The organism is Psychrobacillus sp. NPDC096623, assembly GCF_044762655.1.
Classification (GTDB): domain Bacteria; phylum Bacillota; class Bacilli; order Bacillales_A; family Planococcaceae; genus Psychrobacillus.
Genome location: NZ_JBIWER010000003.1, coordinates 384,146 through 407,376, shown reverse-complemented (window position 1 = coordinate 407,376; position 23,231 = coordinate 384,146). Strand labels below are relative to the sequence as shown.

The following is a 23,231-nucleotide window of genomic DNA, read 5'->3' as shown; positions in this document are numbered from 1 at the left end:
AAAGTATGAAATGGGAAAAAATATTAGTACGATATGGTGAATTATCCACTAAAGGAAGAAATAGAAAGCAATTTATATCACATTTACGAAATAATATTAGGTTTTCTTTTGTCGATTTACCTAATATTAAAATTCAAGCTGAAAGAGATCGCATGTTTTTAACATCATCTGATGACTCGGAAATTCATGCGTTAATAGAACGGTTGCCTAAAATATTTGGTATCCAATCATTTAGTCCTGTAGCTTCCTGTTCAAAAGAATTAGATGATATTCAAGCAACTGCACTTCAAATTATGGATAGCCTTGATAGCCAGGATAAAACGTTTCGTGTTACTGTAAAACGTTCTGATAAGTTTTTCCCATTGGACACATATGAGCTACAAAGCGTGGTAGCTAGTAATGTATTAAGACAATATCCTACCTTAAAAGTTCAAATGAAAAAACCAGAAATAGATTTACGAATTGAAGTGTTGAATGATGCCGTATATATGATGGCGCAAGTAATTCCTGGAGCAGGAGGTATGCCTCTAGGTTCAAATGGTCGTTCTTTATTGATGTTGTCAGGTGGAATTGATAGCCCTGTGGCTGGATATATGCTTTTAAAACGTGGTGTTCGTCTTGACGCAATACATTTTCATAGCCCACCATTTACAAGTGAGCGATCGAAAGAAAAAGTGATGGATCTTGCCAATCAGCTAAGCCATTTTGGGGCAACAGTAAGACTTCATGTAATACCTTTTACAGATATTCAACAAAGTATACAAGCTCAAATTCCTGAAAATGTATCGATGACTACTACTAGACGTTTAATGATGAAAATTGCCGATCTTGTTCGTGAGGAAATAGGAGCTTTAGGAATAGTAACAGGAGAGAGTTTAGGCCAGGTTGCGAGCCAAACGTTAGAAAGCTTAACGGCGATTAATGCAGTTACATCTACACCAATTTTCAGACCACTAATTTCAATGGATAAGTTAGATATTATTGATATTGCCCGGGAAATTGGAACGTACGACACTTCCATATTACCTTATGAAGACTGTTGTACTATTTTTACACCTTCCTGTCCAAAGACTAAACCGAAGCTCGAAAAAGTAGAATATTACGAGAGCTTTAAGGATTTTGATGAATTAATAACAGAAGCAGTGCAAAATAGAGAAGTTCTTTCATTTCCAATGAAAAAGTCGAATGATTTTTCGAATCTCCTTTAATAACTGACATAAAATACCTTTTCTCCTCTGTGTATGAATTAGATGAAAATGTACAATCTAATTTCACAAGGAGGTGAGGAACATGTCAAACAATAACAACTCAAATCAACTTCTAGTACCTGGTGTAAGACAAGCTCTAGATCAAATGAAATATGAGATTGCACAAGAGTTTGGAGTACAACTTGGTGGGGAAGCATCATCGCGTGCCAACGGATCCGTAGGCGGAGAAATTACGAAGCGATTAGTTGCCCAAGCCCAACAACAAATGAACGGATACCAAAAATAAGTAAAGAAAAGAAACCGGTAGCCTATGCTGCCGGTTTTTTTGATGATATGCAGGAAGATCTGTTCTTTTTGATTGGAGAAGTATATAATATACTAATATAATGTCTGAAAGTTTGGAAATTTAATTTACTAAAAGAGATAATTTTCCTTTATAATAAGAAAGTAAAAAGGAGGAAATTTAATGAATAAACAAGATTTAATTGCCCCAGAACATTATAACCTCGTAACGGAATTTGAAAAATATGCTACTGATAAAGATAAATTAGCGTTGATATGGGAATCTGAAGATGGGGAGCAGAAAAAAAGTACATACAAAAATTTAATCCAAAGAGCAAATAAAATTGCCAATCTGTTCACACGTAAAGGTCTCCAAAAAGGAGACGTAGTATTAATAATGGTACCTCGTTTAATCGAAGCGTATGAAATATATATAGCTGCATTAAAGGCTGGCCTTGTTGTTATACCAAGTTCTGAAATGCTGCGAGCAAAAGATATAGAATATCGTTTGTCTCATAGTGATGCAAAAGCAATAATCGCTTACGAACCATTTCTTGATCAATTTGAAGAAGTTTCTAATTTAGATGAACAACTTTTATTTGTGATCGGCAATCAGAAAGACAATTGGATTTCGTTGACAGAGGAAATACAAGCAGAGTCGGAGGAATTTCAAACAGTTGATACATTAAAGGATGACATGGCCTTTCTATCCTATACTAGTGGAACGACTGGAAATCCAAAAGGGGTTGTCCATACACATGGTTGGGCTTTTGCACATTTACGCACTTCTGGGCCGAACTGGCTGGCAATTCAAGAGGGAGATGTTGTTTGGGCAACCGCAAGTCCTGGCTGGCAAAAATGGATATGGAGCCCTTTCTTAGCTACTCTTGGTAGTGGCGCTACTGGCTATGTATATAACGGGAAGTTTGATCCAAAAACTTACTTAAAAAATATTCACGAGAAAAAAGTGAACGTTTTATGTTGTACACCAACCGAGTACAGAATTATGGCGAAAGTTGATACGTTAAGCGACTATAATTTATCTTCTCTTCATAGTGCTGTTTCAGCTGGGGAACCGTTAAACAGAGAAGTAATTGAAAAATTCGAAGAAATATTTGGTTTAGAAGTACGAGATGGCTACGGTCAAACAGAAAATACGTTACTTGTTGGAACAATGAAGGGCATGGAAGCAAGACCTGGATCAATGGGGAAACCTACTCCAGGAAATACTGTGGACATAATCAATGACTTAGGTCAAATTTGTGCTCCTGGTGAAGTTGGAGATATAGCTGTTCATGTAGAAACACCAGCGTTATTTAAAGAATACTTAAAGGATCCTGAAAGAACTTCTATGCAATTTAGAGGGAGCTATTATATTACAGGTGATCGTGCGAAAAAAGATGAGGATGGCTATTTCTGGTTTGAAGGTCGGGGAGACGATATAATTATTAGCTCAGGCTACACAATTGGACCATTTGAAGTAGAAGATGCATTGACGAAACATCCAGCAGTGCAAGAATGCGCTGTAGTTGGAGCACCACATCCTGAAAGAGGGAGCATTGTTAAAGCATTTGTTGTATTACGTGATGCATCTATAGTAGGTTCTGAGGATTTAATAAAAGAATTACAAAACCATGTAAAACAAGTGACGGCACCTTATAAATATCCAAGGGAAATCGAATTTATCTCCGAATTACCTAAAACAACATCTGGGAAAATTAGAAGAATAGATTTACGATTAAAAGAGAATAGTAAAAAGTAAGATTTGTGCGGTTAACTTACTTGTCAAACACGGAGATAAATTCGCTCTCCGTGTTTTACTGTTTACTTTAGTGATTTAAAGCAATATAATTATTTAATATTTCGAGTCACAAAGTAAAGAGGTGTCATTAGTGGGAACGGAAGAAAAACAAGGAATCATATTTGTTATAATAGCATACATTTTATGGGGATTCATGCCCATCTACTGGAAGTTATTAGAGCATGTTTCAAGTGATGAAATACTTGCAGGTAGGGTAATTTGGTCTTTTATATTTACACTGATGCTTGTAATTGTCGGAAGGAATTTGAAACAGCTGAAAATAGATCTAAAGGATTTATGGGCAAACCAGAAATCTTTTTGGGGACTTTTCGTAGCTTCCTATCTAGTAACAGGAAATTGGTTTACATACATATTTGCAGTTAATGCAGGTTATATCGTTCAGACAAGCTTAGGATATTATATAAATCCATTAATATCCATAATGCTCGGAATCGTATTTTTGAAAGAAAGATTATCAAGGGCTCAACAGCTTTCTGTTCTACTTGCTGCTGTAGGAGTAATTATATTAACTGTTTCTTACGGTGAATTTCCTTGGATCGCATTTACGCTTGCCATTACATTTGCATTGTATGGATTGATCAAGAAAAGTATTAAAATTGATGCAGTTAGAGGATTAACAATAGAAACCTTTTTTGTATTACCTGTTGCTCTCTTCTATTTTGTCTATTTATTGTTTGCAGACAAAGCAGTATTTTTTACGTCCAATGCGATAACCGTAATCCTACTTATATTCACAGGTGTTGCAACAGCTGTTCCTTTAATATTATTTGCTAAGGGAACGAAAACAATGCCGCTATATATGTCAGGGTTTTTTCAATACATTGCACCTACTTTAATGCTGCTAGTTGGGGTCTTATTATATGATGAGGCATTTAGCAAAATAGAGTTTTTATCATTTTCATGTATTTGGCTTGCCTTAATATTGTTTACAGTTTCTAAAGTTATGGAAGTTAGAAAAGCACATGCACTAGATAGATAAAATGAGGCAAGGGCATAACGGGTCTTTCCATTTAAAAACGTGAAATCGGTCACTTGATTTCACGTTTTTTTCTTTATTTTAGGAAAGTATAGTCAAAAACTGATTGGAGAACATTATTTATAGAACCTTTGTATTTTAGTTGTTTGAAGTGAAGGCGGCGTCTCCTGGGGGAACAGCACGAGTGAGAGACTACAGGCTCGAGCCGTGCCCCCGGAAAGCGTCCGCCGTAACGGAAAACAACCGGAGTAGAAGACTAATAGAAAACATTGTCTAAGACTCATTTTGATTTATAAAAATGTCCTTTTCACTTTATCCCAATAGCTATTATTTTTTAATTTAACAGTTTTGATGATTTTATCACTTAGGCAAATGGTTACATTTTCTACATGTTGAATACTAAGTGCTTCATTATCCGTGCTCATCGAAGGATAATCATTCCAATCCTTATGTAGGCGAAGTTCTAGTGTTCTTTGACCACTTAATATAAAGGAAGATCCTAAAGTTCTATAGTCATTACTATTAACGGAAGCAATTTCCGCAACTTGAATGCAAGGTAATAGTGGGTCGACAACAGCCCCATTTAAGGACTTGTTATAACCTGAGCTTCCTGTTGGTGTAGAAATGACCATACCGTCTCCACGAAAGGACTCAAAATGCTTATGATCAATAATGATATCTAGTACAAAAGCTTTAATAATGTTGGAGCGTATTGTAAATTCATTTAAACAAAGAAATTTGGGATTGTTATTTATCGAAACTTCTAACAAAGGGTATTTGCGAACCTGAATGTTCTTGGAAAGAACTGCTTCCGCCATCGCTTCTATATCATCCGCTAAAAAATCACAGTACATACTCAAAGAATCGGTCGTAGAAATACCCGCATACAAACAATCCTGTCTAAAACCAGTTTTACGTACTGCTTGTAAAAAAGAGCCATCTGAACCGATGCTGACAATAATAGAAGCATATTCAGGGTCCTCTACAACCATAAAACCATGATTATTTATTGCTTCAGCGATTCTGTCTTTTCTTTGCAAAGATTTTGTGTCATTCTTAGTGTATAAATATATTGCGTTTTTGGAGGTCATAAACATTCTCCTTTTCTATTGTATATATTTATTTTACCATTTCGTGAAACATTTAGATATTCTTTACGTATGTAAAGAGAAGTATTAAAGGAGGAATTGTACATATGAATATGAAACGCTGGTTTGCTATTTTAGGAGCGTCTTTATTATTGCTTATTTCTATTTTCGTCAATACGATCTCAACTGCATTTACAACAGATTGGACATCGTATTTAGATGATTTTGCGAACGCTTCTAGCTCAGAATTTTTTGAAACCGTAATTGAAGAGGGAAGTATGAATGAACGTATCGCTTTACTTACAGTGGATGGTGTCATCCAAGATACGGGAAGTGCAAGTTCCTTGTTTGCAGCGGAAGGCTATAACCACCAGTTTTTCCTACAGCAATTAGAGCAAGCAAAGATTGATGACACGGTAAAAGCAATTGTATTACAAGTAAATTCACCTGGTGGCGGGGTTGTCGAATCGGCACAAATTTATAAAGAAATCATTGAAATTCAAGAAGAAACTGAAAAACCAATATATGTCTCTATGGGAAGTATGGCTGCTTCAGGTGGTTACTATATTTCCGCACCAGCCGATAAAATATTCGTCAATAAAGAGACGATTACAGGATCCATTGGTGTCATCATGCAAAGTATTAACTATGGTAAGTTAGCAGAAAAATATGGCGTGGAATTTGTAACAATCAAGTCTGGACCGTATAAAGACATCATGAGTCCAACGAGAGAAATGACAGAGCCAGAACGAGCGATGCTTCAAGAAATGTTAAACGACTCGTATGAAGACTTCGTCGATATTATTGAAAAAGGTAGAAATATGACAGAAGCAGAAGTTAAAAAAGTTGCAGACGGTCGAATTTTAAATGGTCGTCAAGCAATTGAAGCTGGATTAGCGGATGATTATGGATTTTTGGAAGATGTAGTTCAAGCGATAAAAACGGATAATAAATTAGAGAAAGCAGAAGTATTTGAATATGGTTACTCTCAAAGCTTTGCTTCGCTGTTTGCGGTGAAAGCACAATCTTTCTTAGGTTTAGATCTCGAATCGAAACTTATAGCACAGTTAATCACGGAAAATAGCTCACCAAGAATGATGTACCTATATGGGAATGAATAAGGAGGGTTTAAGATGAGTGAATTTGTACAACCAGAAGAGCAGCATGTGCAAGCGAACACCTCTGCAACCCAGCAAGTTATTGTTCATCGAACTGCGCAATATGGTCAGAAGGCTGCTGGCTTTTGGATTCGTTTTTGGGCATACACAGTAGATATTCTCATTTTGGCTTCTATTGGAATGTTATTGATCAAACCTATATTTCGCTTGTTTTCGTTGGAGTTAAATAATCCGGTCTGGTACGCACCCTTTACTATAATTACAGCCGTTATCTTCTATGCGTATTTTGTGTTGATGACAAAGTTCTGTAACCAGACAGTAGGAAAAATGATATTTGGAATTCGTGTAATATCAAAAGATGGTGAAAAGCTTAAATGGAGTAATGTCATTTTTAGAGAGTGGATTGGTCGGTTAATATGTGTAATTCCACTGAATATTCCATATATAGTCGTAGCGTTTACTCCGAAGAAGCAAGGTGTACATGACTTTATCGCTGATACTTTAGTCGTTCATGAAGCAGTGTATGACTTAAGTGAGAAAGTAAAATATGAAAGCTCAGCTGCAAAAGAGTTGCAAGAGCCGAACGTATTCTAGTAAGATGAAGGTATTGAAAAAGGAGGCTACATATTATGGCGCAAGTAACATTTAAAAATAATCCTGTAACATTAGTTGGTAAAGAAGTGGTAGTTGGAGAAAAGGCACCTGACTTTTCAGTGCTAGCAAATGATTTATCACCTGTGACTCTACAAGATTCAGCTGGTAAAATTCGTTTAATCAGTGTAGTTCCTTCTCTTGATACTGGAGTTTGTTCTACACAAACTAACAAATTTAACTCTGAGGCTGCTAGTCTAGGTGAAGATGTAACAATTTTAACTGTTTCAATGGATTTACCTTTCGCGCAAAAACGTTGGTGTGGAGCTAATGCTGCTGATGCAATCCAAACGTTATCTGACCACCGTGATGCATCCTTCGGAGAAGCATACGGAGTACTTATGCAAGAATTACGCTTGTTAGCACGTTCTGTATTTGTAATAGATAAAAACGGTGTGGTAACTTATGCTGAATATGTTGGAGAAGGTACAGATCATCCAAACTATGAAAAAGCATTAGAAGCGGTAAAAGCACTAACAAACTAAGAAAGCGCAAGTGCCAATGTCAGCTCTAAAAGCGCTGGAAGAATTGCAAAAAGGCGCATTTTGCCTTTATTTTCAAATCTGAAGCGACTCGAAGGGCTAGGCGCTGGAGCTAGACAAATAATGAGTAAAAAGTATATACGTTTTTATCTAAAATAAAATCAAGCCCACTCTGCAGCTTTAGAGTGGGTTTTACTATGAGGGATATTATGCATACACATGTTGAACAAATTTTCACGTATATTGATCAGGAGAGCAGTTATATCGAAAATGAAGCTTCGGGTACTTATTTAGAAGGTGTCGTATACGCACTTGAACTTTGGTTATCTGATAAAAAGAGACCTTCTGTAAACGATGCAGGTAAGGAAGAAATCCGTAAAGCCATTCAATTAGCTATATTAAAAGGTATGAAGAAATCCGCGCAGGTAAATCATCAAATGACTCCTGACGCAATTGGACTATTAGTAAGTTATTTTGTGAATGAAATGACAAAAAGTAAAAAAGAACTATCGATTTTGGACCCTGCACTTGGAACGGGGAATTTATTGTATACGGTTATGAATGCTTTGCCGAGCGAAAATTATGCTTTTGGTGTTGAAATAGATGATTTATTGATTCAGCTGGCAGCGCAGACTGGTGAATTATTGACACATGATATTCAACTTTTTAGACAGGACGCATTAAAACCATTACTTATCGATCCAGTGGACATCGTAGTGAGTGATTTACCGGTTGGATATTATCCAGATGCAGAAACAGCACAGGAATACTTCTTGCATAGCACGGAGGAAATGTCCTATGCCCATCATTTGTTTATAGAGCAATCTATGAAGCATGTAAAACAAGGTGGCTATCTATTCTTTTTAGTACCAGACACTATTTTTGAATCGAAACAGGCATCGAAGCTTCATGAATTTATCAAAGAAAATGGTTGGATTCAAGCGGTTATCCAATTTCCAAATTCTATTTTCAAAACAAAGGGACAAGAAAAAAGCCTTTTAATATTACAAAAGAAAAGCAGTGATTTAAAAGCACCGAGAGAGGTACTATTAGCAAAGGTTCCAAATATGATGAACAAAGAAGCAATGGAATTATTTTTGAAAAAGGTCGAAATTTGGCAAGACGAGAACAGTAAGTAAGTTGCTAGCTCCTACTATGAACGGTACAATTAAAGTACTAGTTCAAAGAAGGAGCGTTTTTTATGTCCATAATATTAGCGATAAATGCAGGAAGCTCTTCATTAAAATTCCAAGTTTTTGAAATGGTAGACGAACAGGTAATTGCTAAGGGGATAATTGAAAGAATTGGTCTAGGCAATCCTACTTTTACAATGACGACAAATGAGGAACGTATTAATATTATTGAACAGGTGGACAATCACGAACAAGCTGTAAAACTTTTGATAAATATGCTAATAGAAAAGAATGTGATTCATTCATTAGATGATATAAACGGAATTGGACATCGTGTAGTTCATGGTGGGGAGATTTATAGTGATTCTGTTGTAATAACGAAAGAAGTATTGGATACTTTAGAACAATTATCAGAATTAGCACCACTTCATAATCCAGCGAATATCACAGGTATTAAAGTATTTAAAAAGGAGCTTCCGAACGTCCCAGCAGTGGCTGTATTTGATACAGCTTTTCACCAAACAATGCCTGAAAGTTCTTATCTTTACTCTATTCCGTACAATTACTATGAAAAGTATGGTATTCGGAAATATGGTTTTCATGGGACATCACATAAGTATGTATCCGAGCGGGCTGCTGTTCTATTAAATAGACCATTGGAAACAACTCGCTTTATTTCCTGTCATCTGGGCAATGGTGCAAGTATTGCTGCTATTCATCACGGTAAGTCGATTGACACTTCAATGGGATTTACACCTCTAGCAGGTGTGACAATGGGTACAAGATCAGGAAATATTGACCCTGCATTAATTCCTTACTTGATGGAGAAAACAGGTAAAAATGCGGAAGAGGTTTTAGATATTTTAAACAAGAAATCGGGAATGCTTGGTGTTTCTGGATTTTCTAGTGATTTACGAGATATAGTTGGAGAAGCTGCCAAAGGTAATGAACGGGGACAGCTGGCGCTAGATGTATTCGCCAATCGTATACATAAATATATTGGTTCCTATGCCGCACGGATGAATGGAGTAGATGCTATTATTTTCACGGCTGGAATAGGCGAGAACAGTGAAGTCATACGTGAAAAAGTATTAAAAGGTCTTCAGTTTATGGGAGTGTATATGGATCCAGACTTAAACAAAATAAATGGAAAAGAAACTTTTATCAATTATCCTCATTCTCCAGTAAAAGTGATCGTTATCCCGACAAATGAAGAGATTATGATTGCTAGAGACACGGTGAGAATTGCGAAGCTTTAAGAGTCTTGTAGGGAGTTTGAATGAACGATTACTTTTGGAGAAATCCATGGTCAAGCTCTAATTTGGAACTAATTAGGAAAGAACTATTGTTTTTACAGAGCTAAGATTCTATAAAAATAGGAATATTTATCTTGAAATTAGAGTATTTTGTAACTAATTTGTAACTCCAATCCCCTACCATTGGTTAAATCAAATGGAAGGGGTTGTTTTATTGTTACGACATAAAAGAATTTGGTTCTTTGTTATCTGTCTTTTGCTAATTGGTTCTATGGTTAGTGTGCCTTCTATGACAAAGGCATCAGGAGGCTTTATCTCAGGTTCCTATGGTGGAAAGACGTATAAGTTGTATGTGCCTAGTCACTATGACTCTAGTAAGAGTTATCCACTATATGTGATGTTACATGGTTGTACACAAGATGCTACTCAGTTTTCGACAGGAACAAAAATGAATGCGCTTTCAGAGGAAAAAGAATTTCTGGTGCTTTACCCAGAACAAAACTCCAGTTCAAACTCAAATAAATGTTGGAATTGGTTTGAAACAAGTCATCAATCTCGTGGAAGTGGTGAACCAAGTGTGATTGCTGGCATAGTGCAATCCATAAAAACAAATTATTCTGTCCGGAATGATCAAGTATATATTGCTGGTCTCTCTGCTGGGGCTGCAATGAGTGTCATTATGGGCGCAACGTATCCAGATGTTTTTTCAGGTATAGGAGTTGGAGCAGGTTTAGAATATAAGGCAGCAACTAGTATGACAGAAGCTTTTACAGCGATGTCTAGTGGTGGAGCAAATCCAATTCAAAGAGGTAGAGATGCCTATAACGCAATGGGAAGTAAGGCTAAACCATTGAAGGTTATTGTCTTTCATGGAACTTCTGACTACACCGTTAATAAAGTAAATGGGGATCAAGTCATTTCCCAATGGGCAGTAACAAATAGCCTAGCTGCGACTGGAACCGAAGGATGGCTGGACGACAAAGCGGATAACACGCAGAATTTACAGGTACCATCTGGAAAAAGCTATACGGTATATGACTATAAAGCACAGGATGAAAAAGTTTGGATGAAAAAGATAAATGTCCTAAATATGGGGCATGCATGGTCTGGAGGAAGTTCAAAAGGAAGCTATACAGATCCTCAAGGTCCTGTTGCAAGTCGAATGATGTGGGAATTTTTTCAATCTGAAGTAGAACCCCCTGCGGTCATACCTATGACAACTGCAACTCCAGCTGGAGGAACTTACTATGATTCCGTAAGTGTTGAGCTTAATTCTAATAAAACAGGGACGACCTACTATACAACCGATGGATCTGAACCAACTATTAACTCAACAATATATTCGAAAGCACTTACAATAACTGAAGACACAACTTTAAAATTCTTTAGTCGTGATAATGAGGGCAACACCGAATCAGTCAAAAAAGAAACGTATTTTATTAATACAGGAGATACTCCTATAGATGAAACAACCATATCATCCAACGGCAATGAAGATGGGTTTGTAGGAAAGTATACTGCAGATGGAAAAAGTAATGCGACCATTAAGGTTGGGGATAAAGGAATGTTTAATACGGATACGTATAGAGGTATTTTATCCTTCGATACAAGTACAATAACAGAACCTATAGAATCAGCTAAAATTCGTCTATACCTTAAAACGAAACAAGGAACGATTTCATTACTCCGGTTAGACATGAAAAATGGAGTATTCGGAACGAGTTCTACAATTGAACAAACAGATTACGCCAATTCAGCCACTCAATCTGATATGAGTAGCTTCTCACCTGTTGAAGGTGAATATTTGGATATTACTATACCAGTCAATAGTCTGGCTCAGATCAACTTGAACGGTATTACACAATTCCGATTAAAGGCTGAAACTACGGCAGGGATCAACTCTAATTTCATAGAATTTTATGGAGGTGAAACTGTCGATTATGCACCAACACTTATCATTAATAGCAATTAAGATATTTAGTAAAAAAAGGAGGTATTAACTTTCGTAGATTATTAGTTCTCTTTTAAATGTAAGTGGAACAAATTAATAAATAATATTAAAAGAGGGTGTAGAGAAAATACTCTATGCCCTTTTAGTTTAAGAAAAGGCAGGAGTTTTGCGAGATTTTGTAGAATAGAAAGCTTGAATGGATTTGTAGATTAACTAAGGAGGGTGCTAATGCCACTTGAGCAAGAAGTAAAAGGAATGTTAATTGTAGGATTCATAATTGTTATGATAATTGCAATTATATTTACATTATTTTTGGCAATAAAAAATAAACATTCGATAACTGGATTTGCATGGATCTTATTGTACTTTATATTTTTTACGGTTGCCGTATATTTTTGCTATAATGCTATTTCCTTCGATTATAATCATCCAATGGCCTCAGAGGAAATATCACTACAGATAGGGTTTGCAGGAGTAGCCTGGAGTATAAGTATGTTCTGTTTGGTTATGGGGATCTTTATCTTTTCAAGAAAAACTATGATTGCAAGAGTTTAAGTTTTCCAGCTTTTAACCCAAAAATGGTTGGTCGTGGGAAGTATCACGATCAACCATTTTATATTATTCTATTAAATTATGGTTCTAGTGGTTCGTCAGTGCGAACTACTAATACATCGCAAGAAGCCGAGCGTACGATATATTCGGATACGCTACCGATTAAGAATCGTTCCATTGCATTCAAACCAGTCGCGCCACAGATGATTAAATCTGCTTCAACCTTTTTAGCGATGTCTTTAGATATCATTGATTTTGGTGAACCATAGTCTACTACGACATTCACGTTTTGTACCCCAGCAGCAAGAGCTTCTTTTTTATATCCACCTAGTAAATCTTCTGCAAAAGTTTGTGCTCTTTCTGCAATTGAACGATCATACGCCTCAATTGCAGCAAATGAACGAGTATCGATAATATTGATAAGGTTTAAAGTTGCATTGTTACGTGCTGCAATAGATACAGATTTTTTAAATGCATATTCGGCTTCTTTTGAACCATCGACAGCCACTAGAATTTGATTGTATCTTAATGTCATTTTAAAAACCTCCTTATTTGTTATATATATATTATTCGAGATTTTTAGACATATTCCTTCTTATCATTCATTTTTATTTAGTCTTATTTGTGAACGTTTTCAACCGAAAATTAAATAGTTGAAGTATTTTAAATATATAAATGATAAGATAGATTTGTATGAAATGATGCATTCAAATATTGTGTCATTTTCACACCAACATGGTTTACATAGGAGGATGCAAGAAATGCGTATTGGGATTCCAAAGGAAACAAAAAACAATGAAAATCGCGTTGCAATGACGCCTGCTGGGGTAGTAAGCTTAAAGCATCATAAACATGAGGTTTTTATTGAAACTGGTGCTGGACTTGGCTCAAGCTTTACCGATGAAGACTACATCGCTGCAGGAGCAACGATTGTATCTACAGCTGCAGAAGCTTGGGATCAAGAAATGGTTATGAAAGTAAAGGAACCTACTCATGAAGAATATTATTTAATTCGCGAAGAGTCGATTCTTTTCACTTATTTACATTTAGCACCTGAAGCAGATTTAACAAAAGTTTTACTAGAAAAAAAAGTGACAGCAATTGCTTACGAAACAGTTCAATTGCCGAATAATACATTACCTTTATTGTCTCCAATGAGTGAAGTTGCTGGCCGTATGTCCACTCAAATAGGTGCACAGTATTTAGAGCAAATTAATGGAGGAAAAGGAATATTACTTGGGGGAGTTCCTGGAGTTCCACGTGCGAAAGTAGCAATTATTGGCGGAGGTATTGCTGGTGCTAGTGCCGCTCGTGTTGCAATTGGTATGGGAGCACAAGTAACAATCATCGATTTAAATCCAGATCGTCTACGCCAATTAGAGGATATCTTTGGAGCGAGCATCCAAACATTGATTTCTAGCCCGTATAATATTGCTGAAGCAGTGAAAGAAGCTGACTTAGTAATAGGTTGTGTTTTAATACCAGGTGCAAAAGCTCCGAAACTAGTAACAGAAGAAATGATTAAAACAATGTCTCCTGGATCTGTTGTTATTGACATTGCAATCGACCAAGGTGGTATTTTTGAAACTTCTGATCGTATCACAACACACGATAACCCTACGTACGAAAAGCATGGGGTAGTACATTATGCTGTTGCTAATATGCCTGGTGCAGTACCAAGAACTTCTACTATGGCCCTTATAAATGCAACAATTCCATATGCATTACAAATTGCCAATAAAGGCTACAAACAAGCGTGTTTAGATAATCCTTCTCTTCAAAAAGGGATTAATACTTTAGCTGGACATGTTACCTTTAAAGCTGTCGCAGAAGCACAAGTTCTTCCTTATGTGGATGTTGCAACGCTTTTAAACTAATAGCTTAAAAATAATCACTCAAGGCAGCTAATGCTTTGGGTGATTACTAATTAATGGGGTGATATAAATGCTATATATGTATATAGGAATAGCAGGAGCAATAGGAGCAATTGCAAGGTATTTAGTAGGTGTTTTTATATTAGCTGACTCAGAATTTCCGTTTGCTACTTTACTGGTCAACCTGGTGGGATGCTATGCATTGGCTTTTATAACATCCAGAACGCTACCGTTTTCTAATAAACTGAAGTCTGCTATAGGTACTGGTTTTCTAGGATCTTTTACAACTTTTTCAGCATTTAGCGTAGAAACGATAACTATGATAGACAATGGACAAATTGGATTTGCAATAATTTATATTATGCTTAGCATTGTAGGTGGAATTATAATGAGTAATATTGGTTGGAAAAATGAGGTGGCTAAATGAGTATCATCTTAGTAGGGATTGCAGGGTTTATAGGTGCAAATATTCGCTATATTTTTTCCAAAAGGCTAAATAACAGTACAAGTGATGCTTTTCCATATGGTACTCTTTCAGTAAATCTTATTGGAGCATTTTTACTAGGTTTGTTAGTCGGCGGACATGCAAGCGAAATTTATATGCTTATACTTGGAACAGGGTTGCTAGGTTCCATAACAACTTTCTCTACATTGAATAAAGAACTATTTACTTTACAAAAGCACCCCAAAGCCTGGTTACTTTATTTTCTTGCCACCTATATAGGAGGATTTGTTTTGGCGTTTATCGGATACTTCATTTAAGAGTGTGAAAGCACTGCCAATTACTAGCAGTGCTTTCTAGAATCTATGATAAAATTTGTAATTCTTTTGGGAATTTCGTTAACACTTCTACACCATTTTCTGTAACCACTACATCGTCCTCTATACGAACGCCTGTAATTTCGGGGTGATAGATACCTGGCTCGATTGTAAATACCATACCTTTTTCAAGTTTCATATCGTTCACACCAGTTATCGATGGAAATTCATGAACTGAAATTCCAAGTCCATGTCCGAGACGATGAGTGAAATAATCACCGTAACCAGCTTCCGTAATGACATCTCTTGCAATTTTATCTAGTGTCATAGCAGTAATCCCTGGTTTAACTGCTTCAACCGCTGCTTCCTCTGCTCGGCGAACTGTTTCGTATATTTCACGTTTTTCTGGAGTAGGTTCCCCAAATGCTACTGTACGAGTAATATCCGAGCAATAGCCATTATAAACAACGCCTAAATCGAATAGTACGAAGTCCCCTCTTTGAATTTTACGATCTCCAGGAGTGCCATGCGGAGAAGCTGTTTTGGGTCCGCTTAACACCATTGTATCGAAGGACATCTGAGCAGCGCCTTTTTCTTTTACGGCTAATTCAATAGTATTTAAAATTTCAAGCTCTGTTTTCCCTTCTGCAATTTCCTTGCAACCTACCTCGATGGCATAGTCTGCAAGCTCGGCTGCCTTACGCATATTAACTAATTCTGCTTCCGATTTTATAACACGAAGGTCATTGATTTTTTCATCGATCCTAGATACTTGAAGAGAGGAAATTCGTTCCTCTAGTGCCTCTAATCTTTCCACTGTAAGATGGGATTTCTCAACAGCAATGCTTTGAATTTTACCCACTGTTGCATTTATCTTCTGAACGAGGATATCCCATGCATTTTCTGTGTCCTGATGACCAATTATTTCTCCGTTCCATCCTGCGGCTTTTGCATCTGGTATTTCCATTTTAGGACAAATGATAAATGGTGCGGAATCCTTAAAAATTGCTACACCTAAAAGGCGCTCGTGTGGATTACTTCTAAATCCAGTAAAATAGAAAACGTTATCTGGAGTAGTAATAAATGCGGCATCAATTTGCTGCGCTTGAAGATATGATTGGATTTTTTCGGTTTGATTCATAGGGCACCCCTTTTATATTTAATACTATTAGCATATCAGAATAAAGGATTTCTAGCATCTACGTTGAATGAATAATAAGGAGCAATAAATATTCACTAAAGGGAGAGATTATATTATGCAAATCAGCTATCACGGTCATTCAGTAGTTAAAATTAAATCAAATTCACATACGATTTTAATTGATCCATTTATTACTGGAAATGGACAAACCGATTTAATTGCGTCTGAAGAGAAAGCAGACTTTATTTTGTTGACACATGGTCATAATGATCATTTTGGGGATACAGTAGACCTAGCAAAAAGAAATAACGCTACAGTAATTGCGATTTTCGAACTTGCCGAGTATGTTGAATCATTAGGAATTAACGTACATGCAATGGGTTTAGGGGGAGCTTACGATTTTGAGTTCGGGAGAGTAAAATTCACGCAAGCTTTCCATAGCAGCTCATATACAACAGAGGATGGAGAAACAATTTACGGTGGTATGCCAGCAGGAGTTCTTCTAACAATAGAAGATAAAACAATCTATCATGCCGGAGATACAGCTTTGTTTGGAGATATGAAACTAATAGGAGAACGAAATGATATTGATGTTGCATTCCTACCAATTGGGGATAATTTCACAATGGGACCAGAAGATGCGGCTTACGCTGTCCAACTTTTAAAACCCCAAATTGTGGTGCCTATTCACTATAATACGTTCCCGCCGATCAAACAGGATCCACAAAAATTTAAAAATCTAGTGGATAGTGCTGAAGTTCAAGTGTTAAATGCCGGGGATCTTGTTCAATTGAAACGTGACTAGCAATGGAGGTAGATGTGGTACAATAAACGTATAATAATCGTTTGGATGTGACTACATGACAACAAAACACGAACAAATTTTAGCATATATTGAAAAACTTCCAGTCGGTGATAAAATATCTGTTAGACAAATTGCAAAGGACTTAACTGTCAGCGAGGGGACAGCCTACCGCGCGATAAAAGAGGCAGAAAACAGAAGACTAGTTAGTACAATTGAGCGAGTTGGAACGATTCGTATCGAGTTAAAGATAAAAGAGCATTTTGAGCGTTTAACTTACGCTGAAGTAGTAAATATTGTCGATGGACAAGTATTAGGTGGAAAAACTGGATTGCATAAAACATTAAACAAATTTGTCATCGGTGCCATGCAGCTCGAGGACATGATGCGTTATGTTGAACCGAGCAATCTGTTAATAGCGGGAAATCGATTAAAAGTACATGAAACAGCTTTAAAAGCAGGAGCGGCTGTATTAGTAACAGGTGGCTTTGATGTAACAGACTCCACCAAAAAATTAGCAGATGAGCTGGAGTTACCTGTTATATCCACAAGTTTTGATACATTTACGGTAGCTACGATGATCAACCGAGCAATTGACGACCAACTCATCAAAAAAGATGTTTTGTTAATCGAGGATATTTATATCCCACTTGAAGAGACGTCATATTTGCTTGCAACTGATAAGGTCAAACAATACCGAGTGCTGAATGATGCGACCACACATGGTGTATTCCCAGTTGTAGATGGATCTAAGAAATTGGTGGGGATTGTTACTGCTAGAGATGTCATCGGTAAATCGAACAATGAAACAATCGAGAAAGTGATGACAAAAAACCCGATTTCTGTCACGATGAAAACAAGCGTATCCTCTGCAAGTCATCGAATGATCTGGGAAGGTGTAGATTTATTGCCAGTAGTTCGTGATACAAATTATTTAGAGGGAGTCATTAGTAGGCAGGATGTATTAAAAGCCCTTCAAGCTGCTGCTAGGCAACCACAAAACGGTGAAACGATCGATGATATTGTAAAGCAACAAATAAAAATCATTTCTACAGAAGACTTTCTATTTGAATTCGTTGTTACACCACAAATGACGGATCATTACGGTGCAATGTCTAATGGAGCTTTTACGATATTAGTAACCGAAACAGGAGCACAAACGTTGAAGATTCGTAAACGCGGTGAAAGTGTCGTGGAGAATATGACGATCTACTATACAAAGCCAATTCAATTGGAAAGTATTCTACGCATTCAAGCGAGAGTATTGGAGCTAAGTAGAAGAGTAGCAAAGATGGATATTGAAGTGTATAACGACAAGCTACTAGTCGGAAAAGCAATGGTAACATATCAACTATTAGAGCGATAAGATTAGTGGAAGATTGACCAATTTTGAGCATGAGCAGTAATGTCCGAGTTGGGCAGATACTGAATAAGTAGTACTTAAATAACTATACAAAGTGGATATTAGTGATTAGAGTGGCAGGCGGCGACTCCCACGGGAATAGCGCGAGCTGAAAGCCCCGCAGTAAAGACATTGTCCTAACTTTCGAATTACACTATTTAAAATACTTTTATGAAATTGATTTAGTCTTCGGACAAAAAAATGATGCAGCTAGTTTAGCTGCATCATTGATTTATAGATAGTTCCTCTTCCACGAATTGACCGTAATGCTTCGCTACTTTAACATTATGATATGTAAAATATCCTCCGAGTAGTATAAACAGACCCGCGACAACATAGGTTACGGAAGATTGATAAATGATTATAAAGTTAATACCGAAAAACAACAAAAAAGCACCTAGGCATACAGAAGCCTTTGCACCAAACCATTTTTTGCGAATAGGTAACGGTGTGCGAAACTGTTTCGTTTTAAAATATAAATACCAAACAAACGTAATTACTATTAAAGCTACTAAAATAATATTAAGCATGACGAACCTCCAATAAAAAGTTAACCTTCTATCTATTGTAAAGGGAAATTTTAAAAAATGCGAATCGTAAAACCATACAAGTGAGGTATTTCCATTGAAAAGACAAATCATAGACACAATCGAAAAATATGACAAAATAATTTTACATCGCCATGTTAGACCTGATCCAGATGCATATGGTTCACAAATTGGTTTAAAAGAGCTTATTGCACTAAATTATCCGACGAAGGAAGTTTTAGCAACTGGCACACATGATGAGACATTAAATTTCCTTGCATATCCCGACAATGTTTCCGATGAGGACTTTCAAGGTGCTCTAATTATTGTTACAGATACAGCTAATACGGAAAGAATAGATGATGCACGCTATAAGCTAGGAAGTTATCTTATTAAAATTGATCATCATCCAAACGATGATGCTTACGGAGATTTACTTTGGGTAAATACAGCTGCTAGTTCGGTAAGTGAAATGATTTGTGAGCTGTTCGAGGAAGCAAAAATCTATAAGCAATGGAAAATGGATGCTTCTATCGCTCGGTTATTATTTGCAGGAATTGTCGGCGACACAGGAAGATTTATGTTTCAAAGTACAACAAAACAGACAATGGATTTCGCTGGTAACTTACTTACATATGGTTTTGATAGTACAAAGTTATTTAACGGAATGTATGAAGTCGAAAGAAATCTCCTTCAGTTAAAAGGTTATGTATATGCAAATTTTGAAATGGATGAAACTGGTGTAGGTCATGTGAAGCTTACGAAAGAAATTCTTGATAACTATCAAGTAGATCAATCAGAAGCATCTCTCTTAGTAAGTGCGTTAGCGGATGTGAAGGGGATGAGATGCTGGGTATTCTTTATAGAAGATTCCTCTGAAATTCGAGTTCGTCTACGTTCAAAAGGACCTGTTATTAATGGTATAGCTAAAAAGTATGGGGGTGGAGGACATCCTCTTGCTTCAGGAGCTGCTGTAAAGACATGGGAAGAAGCAGATTTAGTTATTGAAGATTTAAAAATGTTGTAATTGAGGTGTTTACATGAAAACAGTATATCCACAAATTGTGACATCGGCGGATATGCTGAAAAGCACAATACAATTGGAACAACTTACACAAAAGCTAAAACAAAATAATGCAAAGGTGGCAGCCATTACAAACAGCAGATTGTATGGATTACTGCCTTTTTGGCATACATTAAAAGCACAAAATATTAAACCTGTTCTTGGACTCACTGTTAATATTCAATTAGAGTCTGCTGTTATAGAAATGGTGCTATATGCGAAAGATGCGAATGGCTATGAAAATTTATTGAAAATATCTAGTAGTCTCGAGACAAGAGATATTACAGCGCTACCAAAAAGATGGCTAGAAGCATATAAAAATGGATTAATCGGCCTTTATAAAGGAGACGCCACTACAACGTTCGAGCAGCTAAGCGAATTACAATTGATATTTGGTAATTTGAATTTCTACTTGGCAATTGAACGGCAAAATGGAGAAAAATTAGAACATGAAGAAATGATTATGCAGTTCAGTGAGCAACTATCCATACCAATTACTGCGTTCCATATGAGTAGATACATAGAAAAAGAAGATGCCTTTGCATATGAAGTATTAAACGCAATGGATCAATCACTCAAAATGAATGACCATACACGTCTAAAACCCTCCACCAATACGCTTCATCTCCTTTCTAATGAAGAATGGAGTAGATGGTTTTCCGATGTTCCCTCATGGCTAGAAAACACGGAACAGATGCTCAATAGCTGTAACGTTTCCATCGAAAGAACAGCTTCTATAATGCCAAAATATCCATTACCTGAAACAAAAAATTCGAAGGACTTCTTACGAGAGCTATGTGAGGATGGCTTGAACAATCGGCTAAAGGAAGTCACCAAGCCATATATAGATCGATTAAATTATGAATTATCCATCATTAACCAGATGAACTATGAAGATTATTTTTTAATCGTTCAAGATTTTATGAAATTTTCTAAGCAGCAAAACATATTAACAGGTCCGGGCCGGGGATCATCTGCCAGTTCACTCGTCGCATTTTCTTTGAATATTACGGATGTAGACCCGCTTCGCTATGGTTTGTTATTTGAACGATTTTTAAATCCAGAGCGAATTACAATGCCAGATATTGATATTGACTTCGCTGATTCTAGAAGGATGGAAGTTATTCAATATGTCGTTAAAAAGTACGGGCAGAACTATGCTTCTCAAATAATAACGTTCGGTACTTTATCTGCAAAAGCAGCGGCTAGAGAAGTTGCAAGAATTTTCGGTTTCGAATCTTCTACCTTGGAGGCTATTTCTTCTTTTATCCCTTCTAAGCCAGGGATTACGTTAAAAGAAGCATTTGCGATGTCCGAGAAATTGCGTGCGTTTATACAGACAGAAGAAATTCGAAAAAAATGGTTTGACGTCGCGCTTGCTTTGGAAGGACTACCAAGGAATGCCTCTACGCATGCAGCCGGCGTCGTATTATCACCAGTTCCATTAGTAGATGTCATACCCATTCAAAGTGGGCATGAGGATATTTATTTGACACAGTGGCCGATGAAGGAAGTAGAACAAATCGGTCTGCTTAAAATGGATTTTCTAGGGTTGCGAAACTTGACGATTATTGAAAGAATTTTGAAAATCATTAATTATAAACAATCGAATCCATTTAAATTATCCGAAATACCCCTACATGATGAATTAACCTTTCAGTTATTACAGCAAGGGGATACAACAGGGGTATTTCAATTGGAATCGGCCGGAATGCGACAAGCCCTAAAACAAATCAATCCAACAAAATTTGAAGATGTTGTTGCAGTAAATGCATTATACCGACCAGGTCCAATGGAGAGCATACCTCTATACGCAAAGCGAAAAGCGGGTCAAGCGCCAGTAACCTATGAACATCCCATATTAGAACCGATTTTAAAAGAAACATATGGCATTATTGTCTATCAGGAGCAGATCATGCAAATTGCCTCTAAAATGGCTGGTTTTACATTCGGGGAAGCCGATTTGTTACGAAGAGCTGTGAGCAAAAAAAATCGTGAAGTTTTACAAAGTGAAAGAGTACACTTTGTTCAAAAAGCTATTCAAGTAGGACACTCAGAACAATCAGCCTCAGCTGTTTATGATTTAATCGTCCGATTTGCTGACTATGGTTTTCCAAAGAGTCATGCCGTAGCTTATAGTGTTATTTCTTTTCAAATGGCGTATTTGAAAGCTCATTTTCCCGTAGCTTTTTATAGCGCCTTACTGAGTCAAGCTACAGGTAACCAAGCGAAAATCAATGAGTTATTAATGGAAATGAAACATAAAGGCATAACCATTTTAGCTCCCTCTATATTTCGTAGTCAGCGATTCTTTACGATTGAAAATGGTGGAGTCCGATTTGGCTTACAGGCAATAAAAGGAGTTTCCCATAATTTTATTCAAAAACTACTGCAAAAACGTATGGAAAGAGAACACAAATGGGAGGATATTTTTGAGCTTGCTTCTGATCTGTCTGCAGTTCACTTTACGAGAAAAAATGTAGAACCTTTGATCAAAGCGGGAGCTCTTGATGATTTTGGTTTTGATCGATCTACACTTTTAAGTACTTTAGATGCAGCGGTCAAATATGCTGAATTGATAAGTCCTACGGAAGAATCCGATCTATTTGGCGGGGATGCCTCCCACTTTGGAAAGTCTAAATATATCAAAACGGATCCTCTTCCGATTATGGAGAAGTTACAATTTGAAAAAGAAGTTTTAGGTCAATACTTTTCAGAGCATCCGACATTATCTAAGAAGAAAACGCTCAGAGATAATTTAAATGATATTTGGGATATATTGCAAACAACGAGGGATATGCCTGTAAAGATAGTAGGACTTATACAGGACATAAAAAGAATTCGGACAAAAAAGGGTGAAGCAATGGCATTTCTAACTGTTCAGGACGATACTGGTAACTTGTCCGTAACACTTTTTCCAGAGGAATACGCAAAATTCAATGCCCTATTAAAAGAGCAGGAAATGCTTGTTATTACTGGAAAGTCAGAACGTAGAAATGGACGCACCCAAATCATAACCAAACATATTGAGAAGTAACTGCATATTTTATATGCAGTTTTTTCTTTACGTTTGAGCAAATCTTTTGTATGCTATTATTTATGAGTGGTCAGACCACTTTGTAATTTATGGAAGAGTGAGGCTCA

The 23,231-nt window shown here is 36.7% G+C and carries 22 protein-coding genes; 18 read left to right on the top strand and 4 right to left on the bottom strand.

Translation table 11 applies throughout. The annotated features are described in order from the left end of the window. Window positions 1-5: 5 nt before the first annotated feature. The 4 genes from thiI to rarD all read left to right on the top strand — a co-directional run bounded on the left by thiI (window position 6) and on the right by rarD (window position 4,291). On the top strand, window positions 6-1,208 hold the full coding sequence (gene thiI / locus ACIQX2_RS11490; protein ID WP_402850233.1) for a tRNA uracil 4-sulfurtransferase ThiI: 1,203 nt from the start codon (window positions 6-8) through the stop codon (window positions 1,206-1,208). Window positions 1,209-1,290: 82 nt separating this feature from the next. Then, the gene (locus ACIQX2_RS11485) at window positions 1,291-1,494 is read left to right on the top strand and encodes an alpha/beta-type small acid-soluble spore protein (protein ID WP_402850230.1); all 204 of its coding nucleotides are present in this window, start codon (window positions 1,291-1,293) and stop codon (window positions 1,492-1,494) included. Window positions 1,495-1,674: 180 nt separating this feature from the next. Then, the gene (gene mbcS, locus ACIQX2_RS11480) at window positions 1,675-3,252 is read left to right on the top strand and encodes an acyl-CoA synthetase MbcS (protein WP_402850227.1); all 1,578 of its coding nucleotides are present in this window, start codon (window positions 1,675-1,677) and stop codon (window positions 3,250-3,252) included. Between the two features lie 130 nt (window positions 3,253-3,382). Beyond that, window positions 3,383-4,291: an EamA family transporter RarD gene (gene rarD, locus ACIQX2_RS11475; protein ID WP_402850224.1), complete on the top strand. Its 909-nt coding sequence runs from the start codon at window positions 3,383-3,385 to the stop codon at window positions 4,289-4,291. A gap of 287 nt (window positions 4,292-4,578) precedes the next feature. Here the strand turns inward: rarD and ACIQX2_RS11470 are convergent, their stop codons facing one another. Continuing rightward, window positions 4,579-5,379, bottom strand: coding sequence for an NAD kinase (locus ACIQX2_RS11470; RefSeq protein WP_402850221.1), 801 nt, complete (start codon window positions 5,377-5,379; stop codon window positions 4,579-4,581). 104 nt (window positions 5,380-5,483) lie between these two features. Here ACIQX2_RS11470 and sppA point away from each other — a divergent pair, with 104 nt between their 5' ends. The 7 genes from sppA (at window position 5,484) to ACIQX2_RS11435 (ending at window position 12,522) form a co-directional block, all read left to right on the top strand. Then, window positions 5,484-6,497: a signal peptide peptidase SppA gene (sppA, locus tag ACIQX2_RS11465; protein ID WP_402850218.1), complete on the top strand. Its 1,014-nt coding sequence runs from the start codon at window positions 5,484-5,486 to the stop codon at window positions 6,495-6,497. Between the two features lie 12 nt (window positions 6,498-6,509). After that, complete coding sequence (locus ACIQX2_RS11460; RefSeq protein WP_402850216.1) at window positions 6,510-7,088, top strand: RDD family protein; 579 nt, start codon at window positions 6,510-6,512, stop codon at window positions 7,086-7,088. 35 nt (window positions 7,089-7,123) lie between these two features. Beyond that, window positions 7,124-7,630 (top strand): thiol peroxidase, encoded by a 507-nt coding sequence (tpx, locus tag ACIQX2_RS11455; RefSeq protein ID WP_402850213.1) that lies wholly within the window; start codon window positions 7,124-7,126, stop codon window positions 7,628-7,630. Between the two features lie 206 nt (window positions 7,631-7,836). Next, window positions 7,837-8,766 carry a class I SAM-dependent methyltransferase gene (locus ACIQX2_RS11450; protein WP_402850210.1) on the top strand — a complete coding sequence of 310 codons (930 nt, stop codon included), beginning with the start codon at window positions 7,837-7,839 and terminating at the stop codon, window positions 8,764-8,766. A 62-nt stretch (window positions 8,767-8,828) separates the two neighbouring features. Continuing rightward, on the top strand, window positions 8,829-10,019 hold the full coding sequence (locus tag ACIQX2_RS11445; protein WP_402850208.1) for an acetate/propionate family kinase: 1,191 nt from the start codon (window positions 8,829-8,831) through the stop codon (window positions 10,017-10,019). Between the two features lie 211 nt (window positions 10,020-10,230). Next, window positions 10,231-11,988 (top strand): extracellular catalytic domain type 1 short-chain-length polyhydroxyalkanoate depolymerase, encoded by a 1,758-nt coding sequence (locus tag ACIQX2_RS11440; protein ID WP_402850205.1) that lies wholly within the window; start codon window positions 10,231-10,233, stop codon window positions 11,986-11,988. A 207-nt stretch (window positions 11,989-12,195) separates the two neighbouring features. After that, window positions 12,196-12,522: a hypothetical protein gene (locus ACIQX2_RS11435; protein ID WP_402850202.1), complete on the top strand. Its 327-nt coding sequence runs from the start codon at window positions 12,196-12,198 to the stop codon at window positions 12,520-12,522. 76 nt (window positions 12,523-12,598) lie between these two features. On the opposite strand, the gene ACIQX2_RS11430 is transcribed toward ACIQX2_RS11435, so the two are convergent. Beyond that, complete coding sequence (locus ACIQX2_RS11430; RefSeq protein WP_402850199.1) at window positions 12,599-13,054, bottom strand: universal stress protein; 456 nt, start codon at window positions 13,052-13,054, stop codon at window positions 12,599-12,601. Window positions 13,055-13,280: 226 nt separating this feature from the next. Between ACIQX2_RS11430 and ald the strand changes: the two genes are divergently transcribed. The 3 genes from ald to ACIQX2_RS11415 all read left to right on the top strand — a co-directional run bounded on the left by ald (window position 13,281) and on the right by ACIQX2_RS11415 (window position 15,155). Continuing rightward, complete coding sequence (ald, locus tag ACIQX2_RS11425) at window positions 13,281-14,396, top strand: alanine dehydrogenase (protein ID WP_402850197.1); 1,116 nt, start codon at window positions 13,281-13,283, stop codon at window positions 14,394-14,396. 67 nt (window positions 14,397-14,463) lie between these two features. Continuing rightward, on the top strand, window positions 14,464-14,820 hold the full coding sequence (crcB, locus tag ACIQX2_RS11420) for a fluoride efflux transporter CrcB (RefSeq protein WP_402850195.1): 357 nt from the start codon (window positions 14,464-14,466) through the stop codon (window positions 14,818-14,820). Continuing rightward, complete coding sequence (locus tag ACIQX2_RS11415; RefSeq protein WP_402850192.1) at window positions 14,817-15,155, top strand: fluoride efflux transporter FluC; 339 nt, start codon at window positions 14,817-14,819, stop codon at window positions 15,153-15,155. Before crcB ends, ACIQX2_RS11415 begins: the two co-directional genes overlap by 4 nt. A gap of 43 nt (window positions 15,156-15,198) precedes the next feature. Here ACIQX2_RS11415 and ACIQX2_RS11410 read toward each other — a convergent pair whose 3' ends face one another. Next, a complete protein-coding gene (locus tag ACIQX2_RS11410; protein WP_402850189.1) occupies window positions 15,199-16,293 on the bottom strand; it encodes a M24 family metallopeptidase in 1,095 nt (364 codons plus the stop codon). 115 nt (window positions 16,294-16,408) lie between these two features. Here ACIQX2_RS11410 and ACIQX2_RS11405 point away from each other — a divergent pair, with 115 nt between their 5' ends. Together ACIQX2_RS11405 and ACIQX2_RS11400 are read left to right on the top strand one after the other, a co-directional pair. After that, entirely contained in the window at window positions 16,409-17,098 is a 690-nt protein-coding gene (locus tag ACIQX2_RS11405) for a metal-dependent hydrolase (RefSeq protein ID WP_402850187.1), read from the top strand. A 55-nt stretch (window positions 17,099-17,153) separates the two neighbouring features. Next, window positions 17,154-18,461: a DRTGG domain-containing protein gene (locus ACIQX2_RS11400; protein ID WP_402850184.1), complete on the top strand. Its 1,308-nt coding sequence runs from the start codon at window positions 17,154-17,156 to the stop codon at window positions 18,459-18,461. 260 nt (window positions 18,462-18,721) lie between these two features. Here the strand turns inward: ACIQX2_RS11400 and ACIQX2_RS11395 are convergent, their stop codons facing one another. Further along, window positions 18,722-19,027, bottom strand: a complete 306-nt coding sequence (locus ACIQX2_RS11395; RefSeq protein WP_402850181.1) for a YtpI family protein — start codon at window positions 19,025-19,027, stop codon at window positions 18,722-18,724. A 94-nt stretch (window positions 19,028-19,121) separates the two neighbouring features. Here ACIQX2_RS11395 and ACIQX2_RS11390 point away from each other — a divergent pair, with 94 nt between their 5' ends. Both ACIQX2_RS11390 and dnaE read left to right on the top strand, forming a co-directional pair. Further along, on the top strand, window positions 19,122-20,051 hold the full coding sequence (locus tag ACIQX2_RS11390; RefSeq protein WP_402850178.1) for a DHH family phosphoesterase: 930 nt from the start codon (window positions 19,122-19,124) through the stop codon (window positions 20,049-20,051). 13 nt (window positions 20,052-20,064) lie between these two features. Then, the gene (gene dnaE, locus ACIQX2_RS11385) at window positions 20,065-23,124 is read left to right on the top strand and encodes a DNA polymerase III subunit alpha (protein WP_402850175.1); all 3,060 of its coding nucleotides are present in this window, start codon (window positions 20,065-20,067) and stop codon (window positions 23,122-23,124) included. The last annotated feature ends 107 nt before the right edge of the window (window positions 23,125-23,231 follow it).

Coding starts and splice junctions, on each gene's coding strand:
- thiI (WP_402850233.1), top strand. CDS start 6: ATGAAATGGGAAAAAATATTAGTACGATATGGTGAATTATCCACTAAA.
- ACIQX2_RS11485 (WP_402850230.1), top strand. CDS start 1,291: ATGTCAAACAATAACAACTCAAATCAACTTCTAGTACCTGGTGTAAGA.
- mbcS (WP_402850227.1), top strand. CDS start 1,675: ATGAATAAACAAGATTTAATTGCCCCAGAACATTATAACCTCGTAACG.
- ACIQX2_RS11470 (WP_402850221.1), bottom strand. CDS start 5,379: ATGACCTCCAAAAACGCAATATATTTATACACTAAGAATGACACAAAA.
- sppA (WP_402850218.1), top strand. CDS start 5,484: ATGAATATGAAACGCTGGTTTGCTATTTTAGGAGCGTCTTTATTATTG.
- ACIQX2_RS11460 (WP_402850216.1), top strand. CDS start 6,510: ATGAGTGAATTTGTACAACCAGAAGAGCAGCATGTGCAAGCGAACACC.
- tpx (WP_402850213.1), top strand. CDS start 7,124: ATGGCGCAAGTAACATTTAAAAATAATCCTGTAACATTAGTTGGTAAA.
- ACIQX2_RS11450 (WP_402850210.1), top strand. CDS start 7,837: ATGCATACACATGTTGAACAAATTTTCACGTATATTGATCAGGAGAGC.
- ACIQX2_RS11445 (WP_402850208.1), top strand. CDS start 8,829: ATGTCCATAATATTAGCGATAAATGCAGGAAGCTCTTCATTAAAATTC.
- ACIQX2_RS11435 (WP_402850202.1), top strand. CDS start 12,196: ATGCCACTTGAGCAAGAAGTAAAAGGAATGTTAATTGTAGGATTCATA.
- ACIQX2_RS11430 (WP_402850199.1), bottom strand. CDS start 13,054: ATGACATTAAGATACAATCAAATTCTAGTGGCTGTCGATGGTTCAAAA.
- ald (WP_402850197.1), top strand. CDS start 13,281: ATGCGTATTGGGATTCCAAAGGAAACAAAAAACAATGAAAATCGCGTT.
- crcB (WP_402850195.1), top strand. CDS start 14,464: ATGCTATATATGTATATAGGAATAGCAGGAGCAATAGGAGCAATTGCA.
- ACIQX2_RS11415 (WP_402850192.1), top strand. CDS start 14,817: ATGAGTATCATCTTAGTAGGGATTGCAGGGTTTATAGGTGCAAATATT.
- ACIQX2_RS11410 (WP_402850189.1), bottom strand. CDS start 16,293: ATGAATCAAACCGAAAAAATCCAATCATATCTTCAAGCGCAGCAAATT.
- ACIQX2_RS11405 (WP_402850187.1), top strand. CDS start 16,409: ATGCAAATCAGCTATCACGGTCATTCAGTAGTTAAAATTAAATCAAAT.
- ACIQX2_RS11400 (WP_402850184.1), top strand. CDS start 17,154: ATGACAACAAAACACGAACAAATTTTAGCATATATTGAAAAACTTCCA.
- ACIQX2_RS11395 (WP_402850181.1), bottom strand. CDS start 19,027: ATGCTTAATATTATTTTAGTAGCTTTAATAGTAATTACGTTTGTTTGG.
- dnaE (WP_402850175.1), top strand. CDS start 20,065: ATGAAAACAGTATATCCACAAATTGTGACATCGGCGGATATGCTGAAA.